The sequence below is a fragment of the Armatimonadota bacterium genome, assembly GCA_039679645.1.
In the GTDB taxonomy this organism is placed as follows: Bacteria; Armatimonadota; UBA5829; order UBA5829; family UBA5829; genus UBA5829.
The window spans coordinates 16,032-37,389 of record JBDKUO010000061.1 but is presented as its reverse complement, the minus strand read 5'-3'; the positions used below and the strand labels follow the sequence as shown (position 1 = coordinate 37,389).

Below are 21,358 nucleotides of genomic sequence, written 5' to 3'. Positions count from 1 at the left end.
TAATGACAATCAATCGCTGCATTATAATAGTCCTCGATTCTGTCGGCATAGGCGCACTGCCTGACGCCGCGGAGTATGGCGATGCGGGGTGCAATACTCTGGGACATATTGCCGATTCCGTGGGTGGGCTAAAGCTCCCGAACCTGGCCAGGCTCGGTCTTGGAAACATTGCGCCTATAATGGGTGTCGAGCCTGCAAAAGAGCCAGCCGGATGCTTTGGTAAGATGGCCGAAGTGTCACAAGGCAAGGACACAACCACCGGCCACTGGGAGATGATGGGAATTGTGACCGAGCGCGCTTTTCCGGTTTACCCACACGGTTTTCCTGATGATGTAGTTAATGAGTTCATCTCCAAAACAGGGCGTGGAATACTCGGAAACAAGGCGGCGTCCGGCACTGAGATAATCAAAGAACTCGGCGAAGAGCACATGCGCACAGGTTGGCCGATTGTATATACCTCGGCAGACAGCGTCTTTCAAATCGCCTGCCATGAAGATGTGGTTCCTGTTAATCAACTCTACGAATGGTGCCGGATAGCGCGAGATATGCTTATAGCGCCACATAATGTCCAACGAGTAATAGCCAGGCCGTTTACGGGTGAACCGGGGTCATTCACACGTACCGAGCGCCGTAAAGATTTCTCTCTGGAACCGCCCAGCTTGACATTGCTCGATCTGATCACAAAAGCTGGAGGCAGCGTCATTGCTATCGGCAAGATCAATGACATATATGCAGGCAGAGGGATCAGCACGACTATCCACACAGGCAATAACCACGAGGGTATCGGCGCGATAATTGCCGCAATTGCCGGAGGCGAAGGCTCGCTTGTATTTACAAACCTGGTGGACTTCGATATGGTCTACGGTCACCGCAACAATCCAAAAGGCTATGCAGGTGCCCTGGTCGAATTCGATGCAGCGCTGCCTTCGATCATGGGCGCAATGGCCGACGATGATTTGCTGTTCATAACAGCCGACCATGGCTGCGACCCAACGACTCCAAGCACTGACCACACACGCGAATACGTACCTCTGCTGGTCTACGGAAAGCAAATCGCATGTGGAGTCGATCTGGGGATCAGGTCATGTTTTTGCGATTTGTCTGCAACGATAGCCGATGTTCTCTCCATTGAATACGATCTGCCAGGCACTTCGTTCTATAATTGTTTGTGATCGATAGAGAGTCAATCATCGATGAGAAGGTCCACGCACACCTCTTCTTCCTCAACGACATGCGTGTTCCACCACTGCGCTATAACACTGTCTACCGTGAGCACCAGCAGGTAATACACAATCCCCGGCAATATAGCCATTCCGAATGAGGCGCTGTTTCCCGCAAAGATGTGTTCGCACAGCAGCACGTTAAATACGAATGATTTTTGTGCGCTGCAGAAGGTCAGTGCGCGCTTTTCCGGCTCGTCAATTCCGATCAATATTCCACCGAACCTGCCTATCAGCAAAAGAACGGCATGCAGCGCGACACACCCAATTACTGCTGCCGTGAGCACTGATGGAGAGATCACGGATCGAGGCAGGGCGGAAATGCCTGTTACTATAAAGAGCAGGATAGTGCACTGTGATGCGACTGTAATGAGTTTGGCGTGCCTTTCTGCCCAGACTTCCCAGCGTTTGCGAGCCAGTTGACCGGCTATTGTTGGCAGAAGCACTGTCAGCATCATACTCCCGATCATCGATGTCGGGTTCAAGTGAGAACTACTTGCGCCCAGTGTGAGCCTCACAATAATCGGGGTGATAAAGATCGCCAACATATTTGACGACACCGTTAGGTTAAGAGCCACAGCCGCATTCCCCCTAGCCACACGGGTGAGCACTACCGCGGACACAAACAGCGTCGGCACCAGCGATACTATCTGGAATCCATGAGCGAGCAGGCTGTCGCCGCCGGGAATAACGAGCCGCACAGCATATACCAGCGCTGGAGAAATGCAGAATGTAATGAGCAGGGCAGTAAGAAGTATCCGCCACTGTCTCATGCTCTCCAGCAGTGAATCACTGGAGAGCGCAAAACCGTTCAGAAAGAATGCAAGCACAATGAGATATGTGCTGAGGTTTATCGACTTCATCCACAAGCCGACAGAAGGCCAGTGCCAGCCCACCAGGAACATAATGACAATGCCTGCATAATACCAGTATTTCTCCAGTGCGCTCGGCACTTTTGTTTTGCGAAATACCGCATGCACAAAAACTTCTGCAGACAACGTCAATTACTCCATTTCAGATTAAACAACAAACTCAAGAATCTTATCTAGTGAATCTATCACCGGGCCGCGCCACTCTGTAGCATCAATTCGATTGACGCCATAGTCTCTGTCATACTCCATCTGAATCAGCACCGGGTGCATGCCGACCTCCAGCGCTCCTGTCAGCTCGCGGCAACTGCCGTCACCCACATATAGACAATTCTCAGGCTTCACATCAAGCCGCTCACAAGAAAGATGATATATACGCGGGTCCGGCTTGGTTATCCCCTCTCGGCATGAGAACACGCAATCATCCATCAGCGGCGCGAACGGGGTCTCTTCCCATATCAGAGGAACCTCGCCTCCACAGACCGTAATCAAGCCGACTTTATGGCCCGAATCGCGTAAAGACTTAATCGTTTCGATTGCACCCGATCTTGGCTGAACCTCTCGACGAGTATAGTCCAGCCTGGCATCAATAATCTTGTCGATCTGTTCGCGGCTCGGCTCGATGTCAAGCAGAGCGCATGCCCGCTTGACATCACCCTCGATTCCGCCATGTTTACCCAAGTCTCTACTTGGCATGATCTCCCGCCATGCGCGCTTATACGGCTCATATTCAACCGACAAAATCTCGGCTATTTCCTCATGCGTACGCTGCCACTCACTGGCCGGCAGGTAATCTACAAGAGTCCCGAACAAATCGAAAATCACGGCATCGTATTTCACTACTGCCTCCCGCGTTCTATGATTGAATCCCTCTCGGGACCGACGGACACCATTGATATAGGCACACCGGCCAGCCTTTCCAGTTCCTCAACGTATTCCTGTGCTGCTTTCGGCAGTTCGGACATCTTTCGGGCGGATGTGGTCTTTTCAGACCAGCCCGGCATCTCTTTATATACGGGCTTCACACGAGCCATGGCATCGGTTGTCGGGAATGAGTCGAGAGTCTTGTCGCCGTCCTTGTAGTCTACGCATATAGGCAGTGTAGGCTCACCGTCGAGCACGTCGATCTTAGTAAGCGCTAACTCGGTAAATCCGGCTACCCTGCATGCCCACTTTACCGCGACCGCATCGAACCAGCCGCACCGTCTGGGTCTGCCTGTCGTCGCGCCGAACTCACCGCCTTTCTCGCGAAGATCATCGCCCTTTGAGTCGAAAAGCTCTGTCGGGAAGGGTCCCGCGCCGACCGCAGTCGTGTAGGCTTTCACCACGCCAATCACCCTTTCGACACTTCTGGACGGAACACCAGCCCCCGCGACCATACCTGCCGGTGTAGGGCAGGAAGACGTCACGAAGGGATATGCGCCCCAGTCGAGATCGCGCATAACCCCAAGCTGACCCTCGAGCAAAACCTGCTTGCCCGCATCCAGAGCGTCACAGATCGGGTTTATGGTATCGCCTATCATCGGCCTTAAAAAGTCCGCAGCTTCCTCTACCTGCGCCAGCACTTCTTCTATAGTAATCGACGGATGATCATACGTTGCCAGAAGTCTGTTTTGCCATGCGAGCGTGTCCGCCAGCTTTGCTCTAAAGACATTCATATCCAGCAGGTCACCGGCGCGCAGCCCACGGCGAGAGGCCTTATCGGAATATGCCTGCGCGATCCCCTGCCCTGTCGTGCCTATCTTCGAACCACCCTTGCGGTGCTGCTCGTCAAGGCCGTCCATCAGCTTGTGATACGGCATTATCAGATGCGCACGATCGGATATAAGGACCCGATTAATATCAGCGCCAGCCTTGGCGACTGTTTTAAGCTCCTCGACCATACCCGATGGATTTATTACAGTGCCTGCGCCTACTATACAAATAGCCTTTGGGTTAAATATTCCCGAGGGGACTCCATGCAGTGCGAACTTGCCGAACTCGTTGACGATGGTATGCCCGGCATTCGGACCGCCCTGACAGCGAATTACGATATCCGCCTGCGAAGCCATCAAGTCGACTATTCGACCCTTGCCCTCGTCTCCCCATTGAACTCCAGCTACTACTGTGACCGGCATATTGCTGCTCCTTAGTTCGGGTGTGTACCATTCGTATTCGGGCGAGTAATTAGCAGTACTACGTCTAGTTTGGGCGAAGCATTTGCGGCATAATATGATGACTCAACCAAATTTGATGGGCAATTGCTTCGCCCCTACAGCTATTAATTTGTGCACCCAATTGATTTTGTACACCCGGTTGGTTCAAACGAAGGTATTCTACCTCCGATTATGGTATAATTCAAATTGATTGTTGTTATGATTCTCATAAGGCAGGCTAATACAATGGAACTTTTTCAACTACGCAGTTTTCTGAAAGTGGCTCAAGAAGGCAGCATCACTCGCGCCGCTGAGGGGCTTTTTCTCACCCAGCCCGCCGTCACGCAGCACATACAGTCGCTCGAAAAGGAGCTTGGAGCATCTCTGTTAGACCGCACAGGCCGTGGTGTCCAGCTCACAGAAGCAGGACATGCTCTGGCGGATTATGCAAGAAAGTCTCTGTCGATCCTTGATGAGTGCAAGCAAGTCATAGCCGATCTAGGCTCATGCAAAGCAGGAACGCTGATAATCGGCGCGGGAGTTACTACAAGCATCTTTCGCCTGCCGAGGTGGCTGGGCATATTCAGAAAGAACTACCCCAATGTGGAGATGATTGTGCGCACTGGTCGCAGTAAGGAAGTCGCGGCTATGGCTCTCAACAGGGAGATTGATCTTGGATTTGTAACATCATCCGTCGAGCATGCAGATTTGCGGATTACAGGCCTTTATGACGAGAGTATTCAGCTTGTAGTATCCCCTAACTGGACAGAGAAAAGAGACTCCATTACGGCGCATGATCTATGCGAGGCTCCACTTATACTATTTCAAAAGAACAGCGGCTTTAGAGACTACCTGGACAGAGTCTTTGCCGATGGCGGCATAACTCCAAAGATAAAGATGGAATCGGACAGCCTGGAAGCAATAAAGAGTTTCGTAGAGTCCGGACTTGGCGTATCATTCCTGCCAACGAGTGCAGTCGAGGAAGAGATTGCATCAGGTGCGCTGATAGCTGTTGAGACAAGCTGCCTGCCAAAACTGATACGTAAAACATCGGCCATATATCGCGTCGACCGCTATCTGAGCGCATCCGCGCGGGCATTTCTTGATATTTGTGCCGGCCGGAAGCCGAAAAAGCTGATCTGATTCCTCCAAGATGCCACCATTTGACACAGTATCGGCCCCGATGCTACACTTTGCACTGTTGCTATAAGCTCGAGGAGGATGAAAGTGTACGTTGGACGAATAGTGGCGGTCGGCAAAACAGATACGCCGTTTGTGGCATACAGGGTATCTTCCAGGTCATTTCCGAACAGAGTGGCGAGGATCACAGGCATCGGAACTGCGATCCAGCCTCTGGACCCTGAGGATATGAAAAAGAACCCATATATCGCATACAACTGCATTCGAGTGTCGAAAAACGGTGTGGTTGTATCGAACGGTTCTCACACGGACCCGATTTTCGAAAAGATCGAAGCAGGAATTGTGCCCGATGTGGCACTGCAGACCGTGCTCACTGAGATGGGGTTTGAAAAAGACGAGTATAATACCCCTCGCATCGCGGGTGTAGTGACTGACGCAGTCGGATACATAGGAACCGTGCGGGCCGATGGAGTAGAAGTGTCCAGTTTTGATCTGGAGGACAACTCATGCCATGTCATCTGCACATATGAGATGGACAGAGTTGAGAGCAGGAGCTATCCGTTCGTCGCCGATAACGCATGTGACGCCGCGAAATATGTCATAGATGGCGGAGTCTTCAAGGATTTGGAGAAGCCGATCTGCGCTGCGGCGTGGATGGGTGAGCTGGCGATTTGTAACCCGCATGAGTAATCTGTCCATTGCAAATCATGGCCTTACTGAAAATAGAGAATGCGCTGTTTTTTATACTCAGTGAGGGTTTTGAGAACCAAATGCTCAAAGTTCAGAGAGTTAAGCATAAGGTCTGAGATAATTTCGTCGAGTTCTTCTTGAGATCGAGCGTGGACCATGGTATAGAGGGAATACGGCCAATCAGGATATGTAGGGCGCTGATAGCAGTGGCTAACACTCGAATGTTGAGAGATTTTTTCACCGACCTCACTTATCATATCGGTCGAAACACGCCAGCATATCATTGCATTGAATGTGTAGCCGGCTCTTCCATGGCGAAGCACTGCCGAATATCTACGCATAACTCCATTTTGAAGAAACACCAGTGCCATATTTAGAAGCTTGTCTTCCGAGAGGCCGTATTCGTTTGCAAGATCAGAAAAAGGTCTCGCAACAAGCGGCAGGTCAGCCTGGAGCGCCCGGACGGCTGCTTTGACCTCTGCGTTTTCTATGTTTAGTGGGAGAGCGCCCTCACCCCGGCCCTCTCCCCCAGGAGAGGGAGTAACTTGTCTGGCTGCTGTCAGCTTTTCTGCATCCATTGTCTGCTCTCCACCTTCAACTCTTCCCTCTCCACTTATTTTCAAAAAGACACCTATCTTGAAGACTCTCACAGTGGGAAGCAGCATATGGCTCAGCACACCGTCAATCACGGCAAGCCTAGCAACTTCAGACTGGAGATTGTATTCGGGAGCGAGTGTAAGTGTAAACCAGAGGTTGTAATCAGCGTCGCGAGAATAGCAGTGGCTGACACCATCGTGCTCGGATACTTCTGATGCCACACGGTCAAGTAATTCAGACAACACCCTGAATGCGACAAGTGCACTATGATAACCCAGCGAGGCAGAGTCAAATATCGCGCTTATCTGCCTGATAATGCCATCAGACTTCAGTCGGGCTATCCGCGCGAGCACATCATCAGAATCGATCGAGAGCCTCCTGCCGATTACATCGAACGGCATCGGATCAAGCGGGAACTCGCTCTGAATCAAGTCCAGTATGCGTGCGTCGATATCGTCTATTTGTGCCTTCATCAGTTACATCATAACATATCAGCCTTGAGATTGCGCGCTCTACCTGATCAACACCGACTAAAAAAATATCCCCAAAAACCGCAATAGCGTGTTATAATAAGATAACGCTTCTGTACCCGGGGCTTATACCGGGCCTGGGAGCTGGGCTCATAGATATGGCAATAGGGAAGTTTAGTCCTTGGGTTCCCATTTCGAAAAGTCCTTTCGTTCCACAGAAGTCATCAAAACATACCCAGGGGGTAAACAAGTGTCCCAAGACAAAGAAATCAAGTGCAAGGATTGCGGTCAGAACTTCATCTTCACCGCAGGTGAACAGGAGTTCTTCCAGTCCCGAGGTTTCAGCGAACCGATTCGCTGCAAGTCCTGCAGGGAAATCCGCAAGTCCCAGAAGAATGATGGTGGCTACGGTGGCGGCGGTGGCCGCTGGTAGTTGCTCTCATACTTGATGTATGAAGCGAAGAGGTCGTCTCAAAACAATGTCTTGAGACGACCTTTTTTACATTTAGCCTTTCTGGTAAAACCATCTGTAGTCAATTGAGGTCAGTTTTAGGTTAGCGGCGTCACCGTTCCAATACGTGAGCAGAATCTTATCATTAACCGGTGTAATGCTTATATATGCAAAGCCCCAAAAAGTGACTTCACCGTCATCGACTACCCTAAAATTCTCCCATGTGGCGCCATCATCTTTGGAAATAGCCGATGTCAGCGGTCGCCGATCCATAGTCTTACTGTTGTTCCAGATAAGCAGCAGATCGCCTGTCTGAGGAAGCCTTACGATAGATGCTGGAGAAAGCGAAGCTTCAAGCTCCTTGACCTGCTCGAAACGGCTCCATGTTTCACCCCGGTCAGTAGAATAGGACCGCCCGAGACAGCCCAGATTGTTGCGTATGATCATCATCATACGGCCGTCCTTCAGCTCGATCACACATGGCTCCTGAGCGCCATGCCTGTTTGCCGGATCGATCACGCGTATATCTATATCGTTGCTCTTGGCCCACGTATCACCATTATCGTCCGAATATATCGTGAAGGAAATCATCGGATCGCCCTTGACATACGCACCGTCAAATGCAGCTCCAACAATCCGACCGCTCTTGAGCTGGATTAACCGGTTGTTGTTCATACCAGTATAGCCGGAATATTCCGGTGGAATCTCATACTTAATGCGCTGACTCCAGGTTTTGCACTCATCAGCGGACTTGCGGAAGAAGATCGAGCAGTCATCCGTTGAGTTCTTCACCAGGTAAGCCATCAATATCTCACCGCTTTGAAGCCTTAGAAGGGAGACTGAGAATGTCGTGACTTTGCCCTCATTGGACACGAGTACGCGGTCATTGCCCCATGTCTTGCCACCATCGGTCGATGTTTTGCACCAGACTTCTGCTGAGTCGAAGTCGTCCTGGCCGCCATTCCACCTACCATATGCAAGTAAAAGGCTGCCGTCCTCAAGCTGGATTATATCAGCTTCACCGTTTCTTGTATGCTCCGGTGAGTATGGAGCTACAATTTGCGATTCAGGATCAGGAATTATCTCGGACATTTGAAATTAGCTCCTATCATATGCAGCCATCTGGCTGATAAAACCATCTATAATCGATTCTAGCCATCTTCAAGCTTGAAGCATCGCCATTCCAGTAAGTGAGGATAACCATATCATCGAGCGGGGTTATACTGGTATACGCAAATCCCCATGATGTTACTTCATGGTCATCGACAACTTTAATATTCTCCCAGGTTTCGCCATCGTCCTTTGAGATTGCTGAGTTTAATGGGCGGCGAGCGGTTTGATTGTTATTCCATACGATGAGCAGATCGCCGGTCTGGGGTAGTCTCTTGATACTGGCAGGAGCAAGAGGCGCTTTTAGCTGCTTTATGAGTTCCGGTTTGCTCCATGTCTCGCCCTGATCTGTTGAATATGCCTTTGCTACATAGCCGAGACTGTTACGTATCCACATCATGATCCTGCCGTCTTTAAGCTCTATAACACCCGGTTCCTGTGCACCATCCTTGTTTGTGGACTCAAGATCTAGAATATTGACATAGTTCTTGCTTGCGCGCCATGTATCGCCGTTATCATCCGATATAAGCGAAAACGCGATGAATGGACGACCATTCACCCATCCATCAAAGCCTGCGCCAAGTATTCGCCCACTCTTTAGCTGGATTAGGCGGCCGTTGTTCATGCCTGTGTAGTTGGAGTAGCCTTCAGGCGTCTCAAACTTGATGCGAGGAGTCCAAGTTTTACACTCATCACTGGACTTCCGCAGGAAAATCGAGCAGTCCTCCATTGAGTCTTTGCTCAGAGATGACATTAGTATCTCACCATTTGCCAGCCGTAGAAGACCAGTCGAAAATGTCGTTACTTTACCTTCATTCGGGACAATTACGCGGTCGTTGCCCCATTTCCTGCCGCCATCTGTCGATGTCTTACTCCAGACCTCCGCGAAGTCGAAGTCATCTCCACCGCCACTCCACTTGCCATATGCAAGCAAGAGGCTGCCGTCTTTGAGAGCAATGATATCCCCTTCTCCGTTTCTCGGATGCTCGGGCGAATATGGAGCCACGATCTGGTATTCTGGCTCCGGGATTGTCTGGGACATTTGAGGTTAACTCCTTATTATACAAATACGCGCATAGAGTAACGCTGTATACTTCGTTCGGTAAACAGACTTCTAAGTCCTTCCAGCCACAAAAAAACTGGTGGGGACAATTTGTCCCCACCAGTTTTGCGGTTGCCCGCATTTGTTGTTTTGCGTCTAACTTACAGTCCAGGGTTAAGCGAATAGCCCAGGCCAGTGGCTGCGTACGGGTTGTAACCGCCGTAACCAGTGCCTCCATAAGTTTCCACATCAGTGAACTGGCTGTTAATACCAAAGCCAGTTTGACCATTGACAACCTTGAACAGTATGCTGTTCAGTCCCTGATGAAGAGTGATGGCTGTAGGTCCATCCTGACCGATTGTAACGCCACGGCCCGTAGGATAAGCAGTTTCATCCTTCGTATACTGCAGGGATCCATTGACATATACCTTCAGCCAGTCATCAGAGCCAGTCGTTATCGCCACAGTAGGCGCCTCTGTCTCAGACCACAGATACAAGTGTGCATATGCTGCTGAAACGCTAGTGACGACTCCAAATACTTTGTTGAAGTCCAGTATGCCAGCAGCGCTGCTCGCAGAAGAAGCAAACCAAGTCTTACCTGCAGTCACAAGACCCGCAGCGGGCATAACTGATGTGCCGATGGTAGTCTCACCGATGAAGTCCACACCAAGCAGGTCGTAAGCATTGGTCGGAGCAGGATCAGTGGTGAACGGACCAAGCACCAGGTACTCAACCGGATACTTGGAGTTGCCGGTAAACGGCAGTGCCTGTATATTATCTGAGCCATAAGCCCAGTCGGCACGCTCATTTCTCATATAGAGAACCGGACCGTCGGCGTCCTTGCCCACAACACCACGAACTCTGATGTAGTTGTCATTCACAGGCAGGCTGATCGCACCGGTGCTGTCACACAGCACCTTGATCGGAGCAGCGGAACCATCACTGATCTTGAAGCTGCCGGTTGCAGAGTCGGAGACCTTGCCCCATGTCTTGATAAACAGACCCTGGGAAACACTGTCCGCTACGGCCTTGTTATTCATGCTAAGCTCGGCAAGTGCCGGATTTGCAGGACATGCCGTTGAATCCAGGCGTGTAACAGCAGTCGCCTGAATGTATCTCTCAGTGGTAACAGGATCTGTGGCAACTCTTCCAACCACTGCGACTTTGTCACCAAACTGGATCGTCGTCGGTAGACCGGTGAATTTAACCTTGATACCGGCAGTGCGATCCGCGGTCTCGACAAAGAGTGTGTCTGTGGGTACACCGCCACCCGCGACAGCAGTCACGCGCAGGTTGCTTACCGCAACTCCATCACCATCGTCCGCAGCCTTAACAGATGCAATCGTATTAGGAGTCGGTTCGCCGGCCTTGGTGCTGTCTCTGAGTTCGACATCCCAGATTGAAGCATAAGTGGCAGTTGAACCGTAAACCGTTGCGCCACCCTTGTAGCTGTCACCGTAGAAGTTCTTGACTGATGTAAAGTTCACTTTCCAATACCGCGCAGCGATTGGCGTCGAGAACTTTATAACATCAGCGCTTTTTACAGGACCACCACAGTAACCATTAGTAATAGCATCATTCGGAATAAATGCCAGCGGGAAACCACCATTACCGGTTGTGGTTTGATAAGCTACTGGTGTAGCCCAGGTAGTACCATCAGTACTGTATTCCAGCGTATAGGCCTTGCCGTAGTTATACCACCAGTAAATTACGGCCTCAGCTATTGTCTTCTCTGAACCAAGATCAATAGTCAATGCAGAAGAAGCTGCCGTAGAAGCATAGCGGCTTGTAAGATCACCATCGCATGCCAAAGCAGCCGGATATGAAGCATTCACACTGGTTGCTGATGCGGATGCACCAAGCGCCCAGTTGTACTTCGCAGGGCTGAGAGTGAAGTCTACAGCCGTAACGCTGGTAGTGGTAGTCGTGAACGCTGCAGTCTGATTCGCACTGCTCTCATAACCCTGAGCAGCCGCTGCGACATTGTATGTTCCGGCGGCATTCGGTGTTATCTGATAGGTGCCGTCTGAGTTTGTCTTTGTCCACAAACGATTGGCATTATCGGCGAGCGGGTACACCGATGTTGAGGCTACCGCAGCTACCCATGCATTTGCAATCGGGTTGCCTTCGGCATCCTTGACGGTGCCGCTGATGCCTACAGGACTGCCGGCATTATAGCCAGGCTCAAACGCATACAAGTTGTTCTTCCAACCAGTGTAGATCGTTCCATCATCAGCAACTACAATATTGGCCGGTGTAAAGCCATGTCCCCACACACCGCACCAGCGAGTTGAAAATGCCTGCCAAGTCCAGAGGATCTTGGCATAAGTGCCCATATCCTGGACGCAGTATACTCTACCATTACCGGTTGCCACATACATAGTGGTAGGCGTAGTGCTTATAACTGCAACACGTGTGGTATCTGATGTCTCATCGTCAGGCAGAGGTAGAGACCACTTGACTTCACCTGTTGAACCGTTATCCTTAATGGCGACGAGCACACCGGGATTCGCAGTTGGCATAACATCAGGCGTAGCCGCCAGGTTCTGATTCGCGGTTCTGAAGTATCCGCCGCAGACATATATCATGTTGTTGGGACCCAGAGTCGGCGAGAACGCATGGCGTGCGCCGGTGCTCAGGGACCATTTCTTAACGCCTGTATCGGCTTCGAACGCAAAGAAAGTGTCGCAATATGAGCCGACTGTAATGCCGCCTGTGCCAGTAGAAAGAGGACGAGTATCGCGACCCGCCACATACAGAGTGTTACCGTCACTTGAAAGAACAGGCTGAGAAGTGGTAAATCCCATATTCGCGCTCCAAAGCAGAGAGGCCGAAGTGCCGTCGTCCTGGAGAGCTAGTATATTCGGGACTGCCGGATAGCCGGCATACGCACCTGTGGCATCATTATGAGTGATTCCGCTGGCGGTATAAATGATGTTCTTCCCATTCAACTGCTTTATTGCAGCGGAACCATAGGTGTCGCCCTGTCCATACTGGTTCCAAGCCCACTTTCGAGCGCCAGTCTTGTCAAGGGCAAATACTGAACCGACTGGGTCAAAGTAAGAATCTCGGAAGTTGCCGGTATAGATTGAGCCGTCAGGCCCAATTGATGTGGTAACATTGGTAGTCATACCGGTTCTTGCAGTGTTAGTATGTGACACATACCAAGAATCATTTAAGAGCCCGGACGACCAGGAAGCTGCTCCGGTACTCGGGTTTATGGCATATACTTTTCTGTCATCCCATGAGCCGGATTTCCACTGCTGCGGTCCCGCAATGGCATACTGGTTTACGCCATCGTCAAACAAGGACAAACCATAATACATATAATAGTTGTTATGGCTTGTGATAGAAGCTCCATAGGGTGATGCCCATGGATAAGTGCCTGTAGGACTTATCTTTATTACCGAGAACTCATCATCGCCCTGGACATAGAGATTGCCCTGCGGGTCGATCTGAATCCCATCAAATGTAAAGTCCAACCAGTAATAAGGTGAGGCATTGTAGCCTGTTACCGCCTTCGGCGCCCATGACTTGAGCACAGGCTTTGCGATAACTGTTGCCGGGCTGAGCCCGCTGTTGTGGTAATCGCGTCCAGGTCTCGGCCAGTTGCCCGATGCGAGCTGCGCCATTGAAGGCAGCGACAGCGCAAGGATGCTGACTACGACCAACAACACGATCAATCTTGATTTCTGCATTGTTAATTCTCTCCTCTCTGAATCCAAATACATATAGTGTAAGTGTGAGTGTAAGTGTGAGTACCAAAACAATTGTCACGCCGCTTTAGCCCCAATACATCTAGACTCCGCTGCGTGTTCATCTGCATCGGTTCACCCCCTGTGTTTGATTGGCACTGAGCTTTCTCCGAAACCCTATGCACCATTTTCAAGAAACACCACCCCGCCCTGGGCGAGGCGGCGCTCCTCGAACTTTTTCCGGCCACTAACAATGAGCTAGTGCATAATATATATCATCCGCTAGCTCAACCACTATATTGAAACATACCACACTATTACTGCTGCGTCAAGGGTATTTTTAATAATGCATGAGTGTTGGCATATATGCAATGACATACGCGGCCAGATGTGCAGTTTTTTACTCGGGAGACCTCAAGCGCCGTAGTCTATTCCATTTTCGGCTTTCTGCCCGGCTGTCATTAGGTTTATAATCGAAGAAGGAAAGAGGAGTTTTTTTGTGATACAAAAACAAAAATGCCCCTCGACAATAAACAATCGAGGGGTGCCTAACTATGAAATGCATAAGAATACTAGGTGCCCGGAACGTAGAGACAACTGTCCATACTGTTTTGATTCGCCAGCTTCTTCTGTCCACGCATGTAAGCCTGGGATTTATACGCTACATGACCATCAGCATATGCATTGTTTCCACCTGCAAGGTGAATGATGCTGAAATCTTGGTACTCATTTCCCCACATAAAGTAAGAATCATCAGGTTTTAATTCTTCAATCAAAACAACAACACGAGAAGAACGGCCTGCTGTTATAGTCTCCAGAATGCAATGCTTTCTATAGTATCTAAGACTTGCGATTTTCCAATTCATGGCATATGGGCATTTATTCCGATAAGCGGAATTCGATGGACACTCAAATACTTTGGTATTTCTAATATAGCGCAATATTGTCGCATCCTGCAAGTTCCAAGTTCCACCAGCGGCATTATGGCACCCTGACCAGTCACATGCTTCAGGTGTCCCTATAATATAGGTACACAGCGGCATCCCTCCGTTAAAATCATCACAATATGAGCGGATACCCATCATCAACTGCTTCAAATTGCTGGCACAAGTGGACTGCTGCGCTTTCTTTTTTGCATTCGTCATAACTGGAAACAGGATCGCTGCCAATATCGCTATAATGGCAATTACAACAAGCAGCTCAATTAACGTAAACCCTCTTTTTTTCATAATAAACAACCCCTTCTTGGTTAGTTGCCCCTCCCCGCTACTTGGTTGCCTGCCAGCACCATTAGCCAATATTTGTCTGATGTTTTCTATGATGTATTTCTTGCCACATCACAACTAACAGTAATATTATGGGTTGGAAATGGTAGTTTGTCAAGGGGTATATTTTTTGCAATTTATCCACAGCTTCAGGTTCGAAGCAGATTCATCAAACTCGTTCGGGCGGTTGGTTCCTAATAGTCAGAAATGAAAAATCCCTCCAGCTATATTAGCCAGAGGGATTTGCAGACATTTATCACGACACCATATTTAATGGAACTTTAAGTGGTTGGAAGTCCAATTACCGCTTTTGTATTCGTTCACCAACTGAGCTTTTGTCTTGTACTTGACATGGCCGTCACTATAGGCAAGATTCGCTCCCTTGAAATGAATTACGGTGGGCTGGTCGGCAGGATCATTATATGCGCAATTGCCATCGTTATTATTTTCCTCATCAAGCAGCATCATTATCTGGCTTGTACGCCCGGCTGTATCTACTGCTAAAATTTGGCCATTAAGATCCTGATTCAGCCCATAGGAGGTTTGCCTATGATTCTTGGGATATGTAGTAGGACAATGAAATGTATCTATATTGTTTACATACTTGTAGAGGCTGGCATTTTCTATATGCCAGTCATAACCTGCTCCACTTGGCCCTACTCCGCACCAAGTATACGAACCGTTATGCGGTATAGTGGCAGGCATACGCCCATTGTTTGAATCACAATACATAAACAAACCTGTTGACAACTGCTTTAGGTTATTCAAACACCTTGTGGCATTTGCATGCTCCTTTGCAGTCGTATAGACGGGGAACAATATTGCCGCCAAAATTGCTATGATCGCGATTACGACCAACAGTTCAATTAAAGTAAACCCTCTCCTCATTGTAAACATCCTCCCAGGCAAATATTCGCCCGCCCGCAGTGCGACTTCAAAAACATTAGAACATATCTGCCTGCCAAGCTTATGGTGTCCCTCAGTGTTTTTATTATCACCGTAACGCACTTACATGCACATTATGGGTTAATATTGGCAACTTGTCAAGGGTTAAAAAGTTCTTTTTGCACAAAAAGACGGACCCATGCCAAGGAGAATGCAGACAAAGAAAAGCAAAAAGAGCCCTCCGACATTAGCCGGAAGGCTCAATTACATACATTTTTTGGTTTAGCAGCTAATCTTTTACTTGCAGCAGCTTCACATCAAGAGGCTGAAGATTTATTATGCCGCGCACAACCTTTCCTGTCAAAACATCTACTGCGCTGACATTCTTGCCTTTATCAGACAATCTGAAGCTTATTGGTTCGTTCAGATAATTGCAGAGATTGACCAGCGTCCCATCGGCTGTATCTGCCTCTTTCCATTCCACTCCCCACACAGGGTTCGATTTGCCGTCAAGGAGCATGATCTTTGGAGCGATTCCCCACCCCGACAACTTAGCCAGAAACAGCTTATGAAGATCTTGCTCACTTGTAACACTTGGAGTATATGCAATTCTCTCAGCATTGAGACTCTCTGATCTCTTCTTGTCATACTCGTTATATGCGAGCAAGTCATCGCCGCCGAGAGCAACTATCCGGCCTTTGTATGCCTGCAGAGTCTTAAACGCTGCGTCAGAGAGATGCTTGGCATAGGGAACCATAACGACAGGCGCATTCGGCACAACTCCGGCCTCCAACTGGCGCTCGGTGACAAACCCCATCTTCACACCGCAAAAGCCAAGAGCCATATATGCTTTCTTGGAACAGGTATCATATGGCTCTCCGTCGTAGACCATTGCGGACGTATCGTGCAGGATCAGCACCTGCGCGGGAGCCTGTTGAAGCGCTGTGATCTCATCGGCGGCCCGGTTCATATCATAGTTTGCAATGCCTACCGCCTCCGCGCATTCCGGCCTGTGCATAATGCTGGCCGCAAAGTCATGATTCCTGTCATATGTGCGTTCCCATACCCAGATCGTGGTCGCGCTCTGGCCATGGATCGCCTGCTGCCACAGAGCCGCTCGAACCACCTGCCCCGGAATATATCTGGTGTCTCTGTCGCCGATTATGTGGTTCTCAGAGTCAAAGACCGGAGCGTCTTTCACTGACCGCTGGAGATCTTCACCCCTGGCGTTAGTCATCCAGCTCTGAGCAAACTCGCCACCGCCGAAACTGGGCCAGTTCACGGAGTCGTTTCCATTGATATCGTTTACACGCCCGACCAGGTAAGGGTCATTGCCTGCCTGGACTTCGGCAAAGCCAAGCAGGGTCGGAGTCTGGACTTTCATATGCACAGCCAGATTTGGAGCAATTTCATGTACATCATCGGCAAGCATCTGATACCAGCCGGCCATAAACTCATGGTTCCAGCGCACGCAGTCCAACCATCTGCCCATCGGGCTCTTTTCGGTCTCACCCTGGGCATACGGAAGCTTAATATCATCGAAACTCGCATAATCCGTATCCCAGCGATCATTCAGAGTTTTGATGTCGCCGTGCCTGTCCTTTAGCCATGCGTGCCAGTCGGCAACGGCGTAGTCAGAATTGTCACCAAAAACAGTCGGTTCATTGGCAAGACATATGCTGTGGAGCGCAGGGTGGTCCTTAATCGGTGTTATAAGCGCTGAAATGTGACGTTTGATCATTTCATGGCTGATCGGGTCACGATTGATATAGTGCAGGAACGCTGATGCGGACTTGCTTCGCATTTTATCCGTTACCCATCCCGGAACATAATGCGGGCTTATCAGCAGGTTCACGCAGACTCCCGACTTTTGAGCTCTGTCGAGGAGTTTCAGCAAATCGCGCGCAGGCTCATCATTCACCTTGTTCTCATCCGGCAGAGTGCTTGACGGCCCGATCTCGATCTGTATGATATTAGTCCCATAATTCGGCCATTTTTCCATATCGGCGCGAACCTGGGCAAAGTGACCGTATCCGGTGAAGAATACAGGACGCATCTCGCGACCTGGCTTACCCGGCGTGACCGTGGGCGCAATGAAAGAACTGCTCTTTATCACCGGGCGAGTATCACCGGTCCATCTCGGAACGGCTGCAAATGTTCGCTTACCCGCCAAAGCCTCGGACAACTCTTTATCCAGCCTTGATTTAATCAAGTCCATATCTGAAAGAGCATCGGATGCGCGCTTGACCTCGTTCTTGTCAGTATCTTCCATCGCGTAACCTATGAAGTTTTCGAGGACTGTATAGGTCACCATGGGATATGAAACATCCTGACCTCGGGACTTCAGTTGTTCAAGTTTAGCCCTTAAACCTGGTAGTTCATGTTCAAGACGCTGCAGACCGGCCTTCGTATATGACTGAGAATGGAACAGAATGTCGGTCTTGGCCGAAACGAGTTCCTTATCACCATCAAGGAGGCGAAGCGTAACCGTTCTCGGAGTGTACTTTGCGCTCTTTGAACTGCCGTCGACAACAATCCGGACCATACCCGGCTCCAACCTTACATTTTTAGTGATAATCTTGCTAGATGTAGATATCTTCGCTTCAAGAGTAGCATTGATGCTCTTGGGGACGTTCAGCAGGAAAGGCACGCTGAAGCTGCCCTCGGATAAAAGCTCCATGTCTCTACTCTCGGGCCACAATTGAAGAAAACTTGCTGTGCCGTTAGGAACCTGATCATACGTAGCGGATTCACCCTGTTCGAGCTTGAAATCATCAAGCCATAAGCCCTTGGTCGGAGACTCGGACTGAACAAATATGCCGAGATTGTTCTTATCGGCATCATCAGGAGTAAATGTCATTGAAAAAGGCAGCCAGAGGCCGCCGGTGGGCTGCAGAGTCACTCTGTAGCGCCAGCCCGCACCAGCGCATATGGAAGATACGCCCGTACCATTCGACTTGATCCATGCGCTGAGAGTATAGGGCTTGCCGGGCTCTACAACAACAGATTTGGTCAGTGTAAGAAGTCCCGTATACGGCGATTCAAGGGGAGTATTGTTCGTAATTCTTAAGGATTGCCGGCCGCTGACAGCAGTTGTTTTATCCAGTGTGCAGGTTGTGTCGGCGGTCCATCTTGTGCCCCAACTCCACCACTTGGCCGACCCGTTCCCACCAGGCTGTTCAAAACTGCCGTTGGGTATGAGATTCGGATTCGCTTCGGCAGACCTCACATTGACGGATGCAATATCCACGTCAGCGCCGTATGCGCATGTGCATACTACACACAAAGCAAAAAAAGTCGAAAGGAAACGGTACATCAAATGCCTCCATGTCTGTGTCCTGTCAGGTACCACACCTGCAGGTATCCCTAAAACATTTACGCGATAGCCCACCCGACTCCGCTAAATTTACATGCCAGTGTTTTATTCAGCTTCCACTTAGTGTTATTATGAAGAAAGGTGTAGAGCTTGTCAAGGAAACATTCGACTCGATCTGAGGGAGAAATCAGTGAAACTAGACACAACCAATATAAGGCTGCCGGGGAACTTACCGCCGGTAATCGGTACATGGTTTTGGTGGGAGAAAGAGTTTGAAGCGCAGGGATATCGTGCGTTTATCGATCATGCAGCAAAGCATTCTCCGTTTAATATCTTGACAACCAGTATCCGCGCTCCAAAAGAATTAACCGACCCTGCAGTAATCGAGCATATACGCCAGGCTGCGGTTTACGCGCGAGAGCGCGGAATAGGTCTGGCGATGGACCTGGATGCGCGGCTTGCGCGTTCATCTTTCATGGAAAAATACCCGAATGAACTTCAGGAAATGCTCCGAATCACTGAGATAAAACTACACTCCACGCAGCGCACAAAAGTCAGCATCAACCCCATATCTCTGGAAGACCACTATACGGTAGATAATACTCCATACGTAGCTATGTCAGGAAGCCTGATAAGAGTCTATTCATATATAAAGGGCTCCAGTGGGATCAAAGCAGGCAGCGTTTGCGATATCACGGATAATTGCGAGATTGAAGAAGAATCGCAATTGTGTGTAAGTGTCTCGCTTCCCGAAAGCGAGTCCGAAAAGGAAGTAGCTGCCTGCGTCATGGCCGCGTTTGCGCACTTTACGCCTGATGTTTTTGCTCCACATTTGTTAGAGTTCCAACGCGATATCTTAGACATGTATAAACACATTCCGTTAGCCGGTGCGTGCAAAGACGAATGGGGGTTTCCCCCATGCTTTAATGGCTGGCCGGAGAAAAACAACTTCTGGTTCTCAAGGTATCGAGCCGAGGCTTACCACAAGATCACAGGCGGGCGCGATCTTGTACGCGATTGCCTGCTGATGTATGCAGGCGAAGAAGGCAGGCAGGGCGAACGCGAGATGGCAATCAATCAGTTTATGCAAATGGCCTGGCAGCGCAATGGCGAGATCGAAGCCGACTTCTACGACGCCGTAAAGCAGACATGGGGACCCTCGGCTCTTGTGTGCACCCACCCTACCTGGTGGCCGGTGCCGGATTCGCATGAGATCATGAAAAACGGCCTTCACTGGTGGGTGGCAAAACGCGACTATGCGCAGACAGATGAGATAACCCCGCATTGCGTGCGTACGGCTCTGGCAAAGAAATGGGGCAGCCCGCTCTGGTACAACATGTTCTACTCCAGCAACAAATATGACTACGCCAGAGAGTTGTGGTCGAACTGTCTGGCAGGGGGGCGGGTTAATTATCATCCTGTATTTCCCCTTCCAGATGGTATATCACCGGACTCGGAGCAGGTCGATATTTTACAAGGCAGACTTATGCGCGCAGAGAGCCGCATTCGCATGCTCAATTTCATAACAAAGGCTCCGCTGGATTGCCCAGTTGCTGTTGTATTCGGTCATGCATGTGCAATGAACTGGGCCGGGCCCGGCTACGACGATGTCGGGCTAAAACTTGCCGAAGAGCTTTGGAAAGCTGGTTACCCGGCTGACTTGATACCGACGGATGAGATAGACAGCGGCAGTCTTAAGTTAGGCGAAGACGGCTGCGTGCGATATGGCGCCCAGGCTTACTCGACGCTGATCATATATCATCCCGAGTATCAGGGAAACAGTCTGGCCGATTTCATAAACAGAGCATCTACCGGCAAGACTAAACTCTTCTATAACGGCTTCTGGACAAAAGACTTTTCAGGCAATCGGTTCGATGCGAGCCGGGCTCTTTCCGGGCTGCAGGCTCTGCCGGATGATCTGACTGAAGCAGCGCGAATGGTCGCCGATTATCAGCGCAGTGCAGGTGTCGAGCAGCAGACCCCTTCTGTTGACACACAGAACGCCGTATGGTTCAAATATGCAGCGCCGCCGGTGAAAGGCCATTGCCGCCTGCTGGATGGAACGCATGTATTTGTATCCGCTGAAAATGATCCTGAAGGAGACCCTATCATCGAAACAATTTCGATAGGCGGACACCAGATAGATATAGATACAATTGGTCTTTCTGCAGTAAAGCTGGATGCTGATGGTAATGTGCTTGCTGTGGCTGCCGGTGGGTTAAAATTACTGAGCGGTGGTGGGTTGGATATCCGGCTGGAAGACAGGGTAGATATTGCTCTCTGGAAAGATGAGCAGGACAACATGCACGCAGCGATCCAGGGGCTTTATGGCGAGATACCCGATAGTCTGGCTGAGATTACAACTGACTGGACAATACTATCCCTGCCCGAAGTATAGCATGGAGTATCGGGATATGATATCCCGCATTTCTGTTTCAAAATATAGGCGGCGAGTTCGAATCTCGCCGCCTAT

The 21,358-nt window shown here is 49.9% G+C and carries 15 protein-coding genes; 5 read left to right on the top strand and 10 right to left on the bottom strand.

The window, feature by feature from the left end; translation table 11 throughout:
- The first annotated feature begins 2 nt into the window (after positions 1–2).
- The gene (locus ABFD83_12580) at positions 3–1,172 is read left to right on the top strand and encodes a phosphopentomutase (protein ID MEN6357905.1); all 1,170 of its coding nucleotides are present in this window, start codon (positions 3–5) and stop codon (positions 1,170–1,172) included.
- A gap of 11 nt (positions 1,173–1,183) precedes the next feature.
- Here the strand turns inward: ABFD83_12580 and ABFD83_12575 are convergent, their stop codons facing one another.
- The 3 genes from ABFD83_12575 to ABFD83_12565 are packed head-to-tail and all read right to left on the bottom strand — an operon-like array spanning position 1,184 to position 4,206.
- A complete protein-coding gene (locus tag ABFD83_12575; protein MEN6357904.1) occupies positions 1,184–2,218 on the bottom strand; it encodes a bile acid:sodium symporter in 1,035 nt (344 codons plus the stop codon).
- A gap of 21 nt (positions 2,219–2,239) precedes the next feature.
- Positions 2,240–2,929 (bottom strand): HAD-IA family hydrolase, encoded by a 690-nt coding sequence (locus ABFD83_12570; GenBank protein MEN6357903.1) that lies wholly within the window; start codon positions 2,927–2,929, stop codon positions 2,240–2,242.
- On the bottom strand, positions 2,929–4,206 hold the full coding sequence (locus ABFD83_12565; protein ID MEN6357902.1) for an adenylosuccinate synthase: 1,278 nt from the start codon (positions 4,204–4,206) through the stop codon (positions 2,929–2,931). The genes ABFD83_12570 and ABFD83_12565 overlap by 1 nt, the downstream gene beginning before the upstream one ends.
- A 264-nt stretch (positions 4,207–4,470) precedes the next feature.
- On the opposite strand from ABFD83_12565, the gene ABFD83_12560 reads away from it, so the two are divergent.
- Together ABFD83_12560 and ABFD83_12555 are read left to right on the top strand one after the other, a co-directional pair.
- Positions 4,471–5,367: a LysR family transcriptional regulator gene (locus tag ABFD83_12560; protein ID MEN6357901.1), complete on the top strand. Its 897-nt coding sequence runs from the start codon at positions 4,471–4,473 to the stop codon at positions 5,365–5,367.
- A gap of 84 nt (positions 5,368–5,451) precedes the next feature.
- Positions 5,452–6,054 (top strand): IMP cyclohydrolase, encoded by a 603-nt coding sequence (locus ABFD83_12555; GenBank protein ID MEN6357900.1) that lies wholly within the window; start codon positions 5,452–5,454, stop codon positions 6,052–6,054.
- 23 nt (positions 6,055–6,077) lie between these two features.
- Here ABFD83_12555 and ABFD83_12550 read toward each other — a convergent pair whose 3' ends face one another.
- Positions 6,078–7,124 (bottom strand): Lrp/AsnC family transcriptional regulator, encoded by a 1,047-nt coding sequence (locus ABFD83_12550; GenBank protein MEN6357899.1) that lies wholly within the window; start codon positions 7,122–7,124, stop codon positions 6,078–6,080.
- A 247-nt stretch (positions 7,125–7,371) separates the two neighbouring features.
- Between ABFD83_12550 and ABFD83_12545 the strand changes: the two genes are divergently transcribed.
- A complete protein-coding gene (locus ABFD83_12545) occupies positions 7,372–7,554 on the top strand; it encodes a zinc-ribbon domain-containing protein (protein ID MEN6357898.1) in 183 nt (60 codons plus the stop codon).
- 72 nt (positions 7,555–7,626) lie between these two features.
- Here ABFD83_12545 and ABFD83_12540 read toward each other — a convergent pair whose 3' ends face one another.
- From ABFD83_12540 to ABFD83_12515, 6 genes are all read right to left on the bottom strand, one after another.
- Positions 7,627–8,664 carry a sialidase family protein gene (locus ABFD83_12540; protein MEN6357897.1) on the bottom strand — a complete coding sequence of 346 codons (1,038 nt, stop codon included), beginning with the start codon at positions 8,662–8,664 and terminating at the stop codon, positions 7,627–7,629.
- Between the two features lie 16 nt (positions 8,665–8,680).
- Complete coding sequence (locus ABFD83_12535; protein MEN6357896.1) at positions 8,681–9,724, bottom strand: sialidase family protein; 1,044 nt, start codon at positions 9,722–9,724, stop codon at positions 8,681–8,683.
- Positions 9,725–9,885: 161 nt separating this feature from the next.
- A complete protein-coding gene (locus tag ABFD83_12530; protein ID MEN6357895.1) occupies positions 9,886–13,422 on the bottom strand; it encodes a discoidin domain-containing protein in 3,537 nt (1,178 codons plus the stop codon).
- 569 nt (positions 13,423–13,991) lie between these two features.
- On the bottom strand, positions 13,992–14,648 hold the full coding sequence (locus ABFD83_12525) for a prepilin-type N-terminal cleavage/methylation domain-containing protein (GenBank protein MEN6357894.1): 657 nt from the start codon (positions 14,646–14,648) through the stop codon (positions 13,992–13,994).
- 306 nt (positions 14,649–14,954) lie between these two features.
- Positions 14,955–15,572, bottom strand: a complete 618-nt coding sequence (locus tag ABFD83_12520; GenBank protein MEN6357893.1) for a prepilin-type N-terminal cleavage/methylation domain-containing protein — start codon at positions 15,570–15,572, stop codon at positions 14,955–14,957.
- Positions 15,573–15,858: 286 nt separating this feature from the next.
- Positions 15,859–18,885: a beta-galactosidase gene (locus ABFD83_12515; GenBank protein ID MEN6357892.1), complete on the bottom strand. Its 3,027-nt coding sequence runs from the start codon at positions 18,883–18,885 to the stop codon at positions 15,859–15,861.
- Between the two features lie 190 nt (positions 18,886–19,075).
- On the opposite strand from ABFD83_12515, the gene ABFD83_12510 reads away from it, so the two are divergent.
- Positions 19,076–21,283, top strand: coding sequence for a hypothetical protein (locus ABFD83_12510; protein MEN6357891.1), 2,208 nt, complete (start codon positions 19,076–19,078; stop codon positions 21,281–21,283).
- Positions 21,284–21,358: the final 75 nt, after the last annotated feature.

What these genes read in the sequence shown, in the direction of transcription:
- ABFD83_12515 (MEN6357892.1), bottom strand. Translation starts at nt 18,885, where the DNA reads ATGTACCGTTTCCTTTCGACTTTTTTTGCTTTGTGTGTAGTATGCACA.
- ABFD83_12520 (MEN6357893.1), bottom strand. Translation starts at nt 15,572, where the DNA reads ATGAGGAGAGGGTTTACTTTAATTGAACTGTTGGTCGTAATCGCGATC.
- ABFD83_12550 (MEN6357899.1), bottom strand. Translation starts at nt 7,124, where the DNA reads ATGAAGGCACAAATAGACGATATCGACGCACGCATACTGGACTTGATT.
- ABFD83_12560 (MEN6357901.1), top strand. Translation starts at nt 4,471, where the DNA reads ATGGAACTTTTTCAACTACGCAGTTTTCTGAAAGTGGCTCAAGAAGGC.
- ABFD83_12535 (MEN6357896.1), bottom strand. Translation starts at nt 9,724, where the DNA reads ATGTCCCAGACAATCCCGGAGCCAGAATACCAGATCGTGGCTCCATAT.
- ABFD83_12530 (MEN6357895.1), bottom strand. Translation starts at nt 13,422, where the DNA reads ATGCAGAAATCAAGATTGATCGTGTTGTTGGTCGTAGTCAGCATCCTT.
- ABFD83_12540 (MEN6357897.1), bottom strand. Translation starts at nt 8,664, where the DNA reads ATGTCCGAGATAATTCCTGATCCTGAATCGCAAATTGTAGCTCCATAC.
- ABFD83_12525 (MEN6357894.1), bottom strand. Translation starts at nt 14,648, where the DNA reads ATGAAAAAAAGAGGGTTTACGTTAATTGAGCTGCTTGTTGTAATTGCC.
- ABFD83_12580 (MEN6357905.1), top strand. Translation starts at nt 3, where the DNA reads ATGACAATCAATCGCTGCATTATAATAGTCCTCGATTCTGTCGGCATA.
- ABFD83_12565 (MEN6357902.1), bottom strand. Translation starts at nt 4,206, where the DNA reads ATGCCGGTCACAGTAGTAGCTGGAGTTCAATGGGGAGACGAGGGCAAG.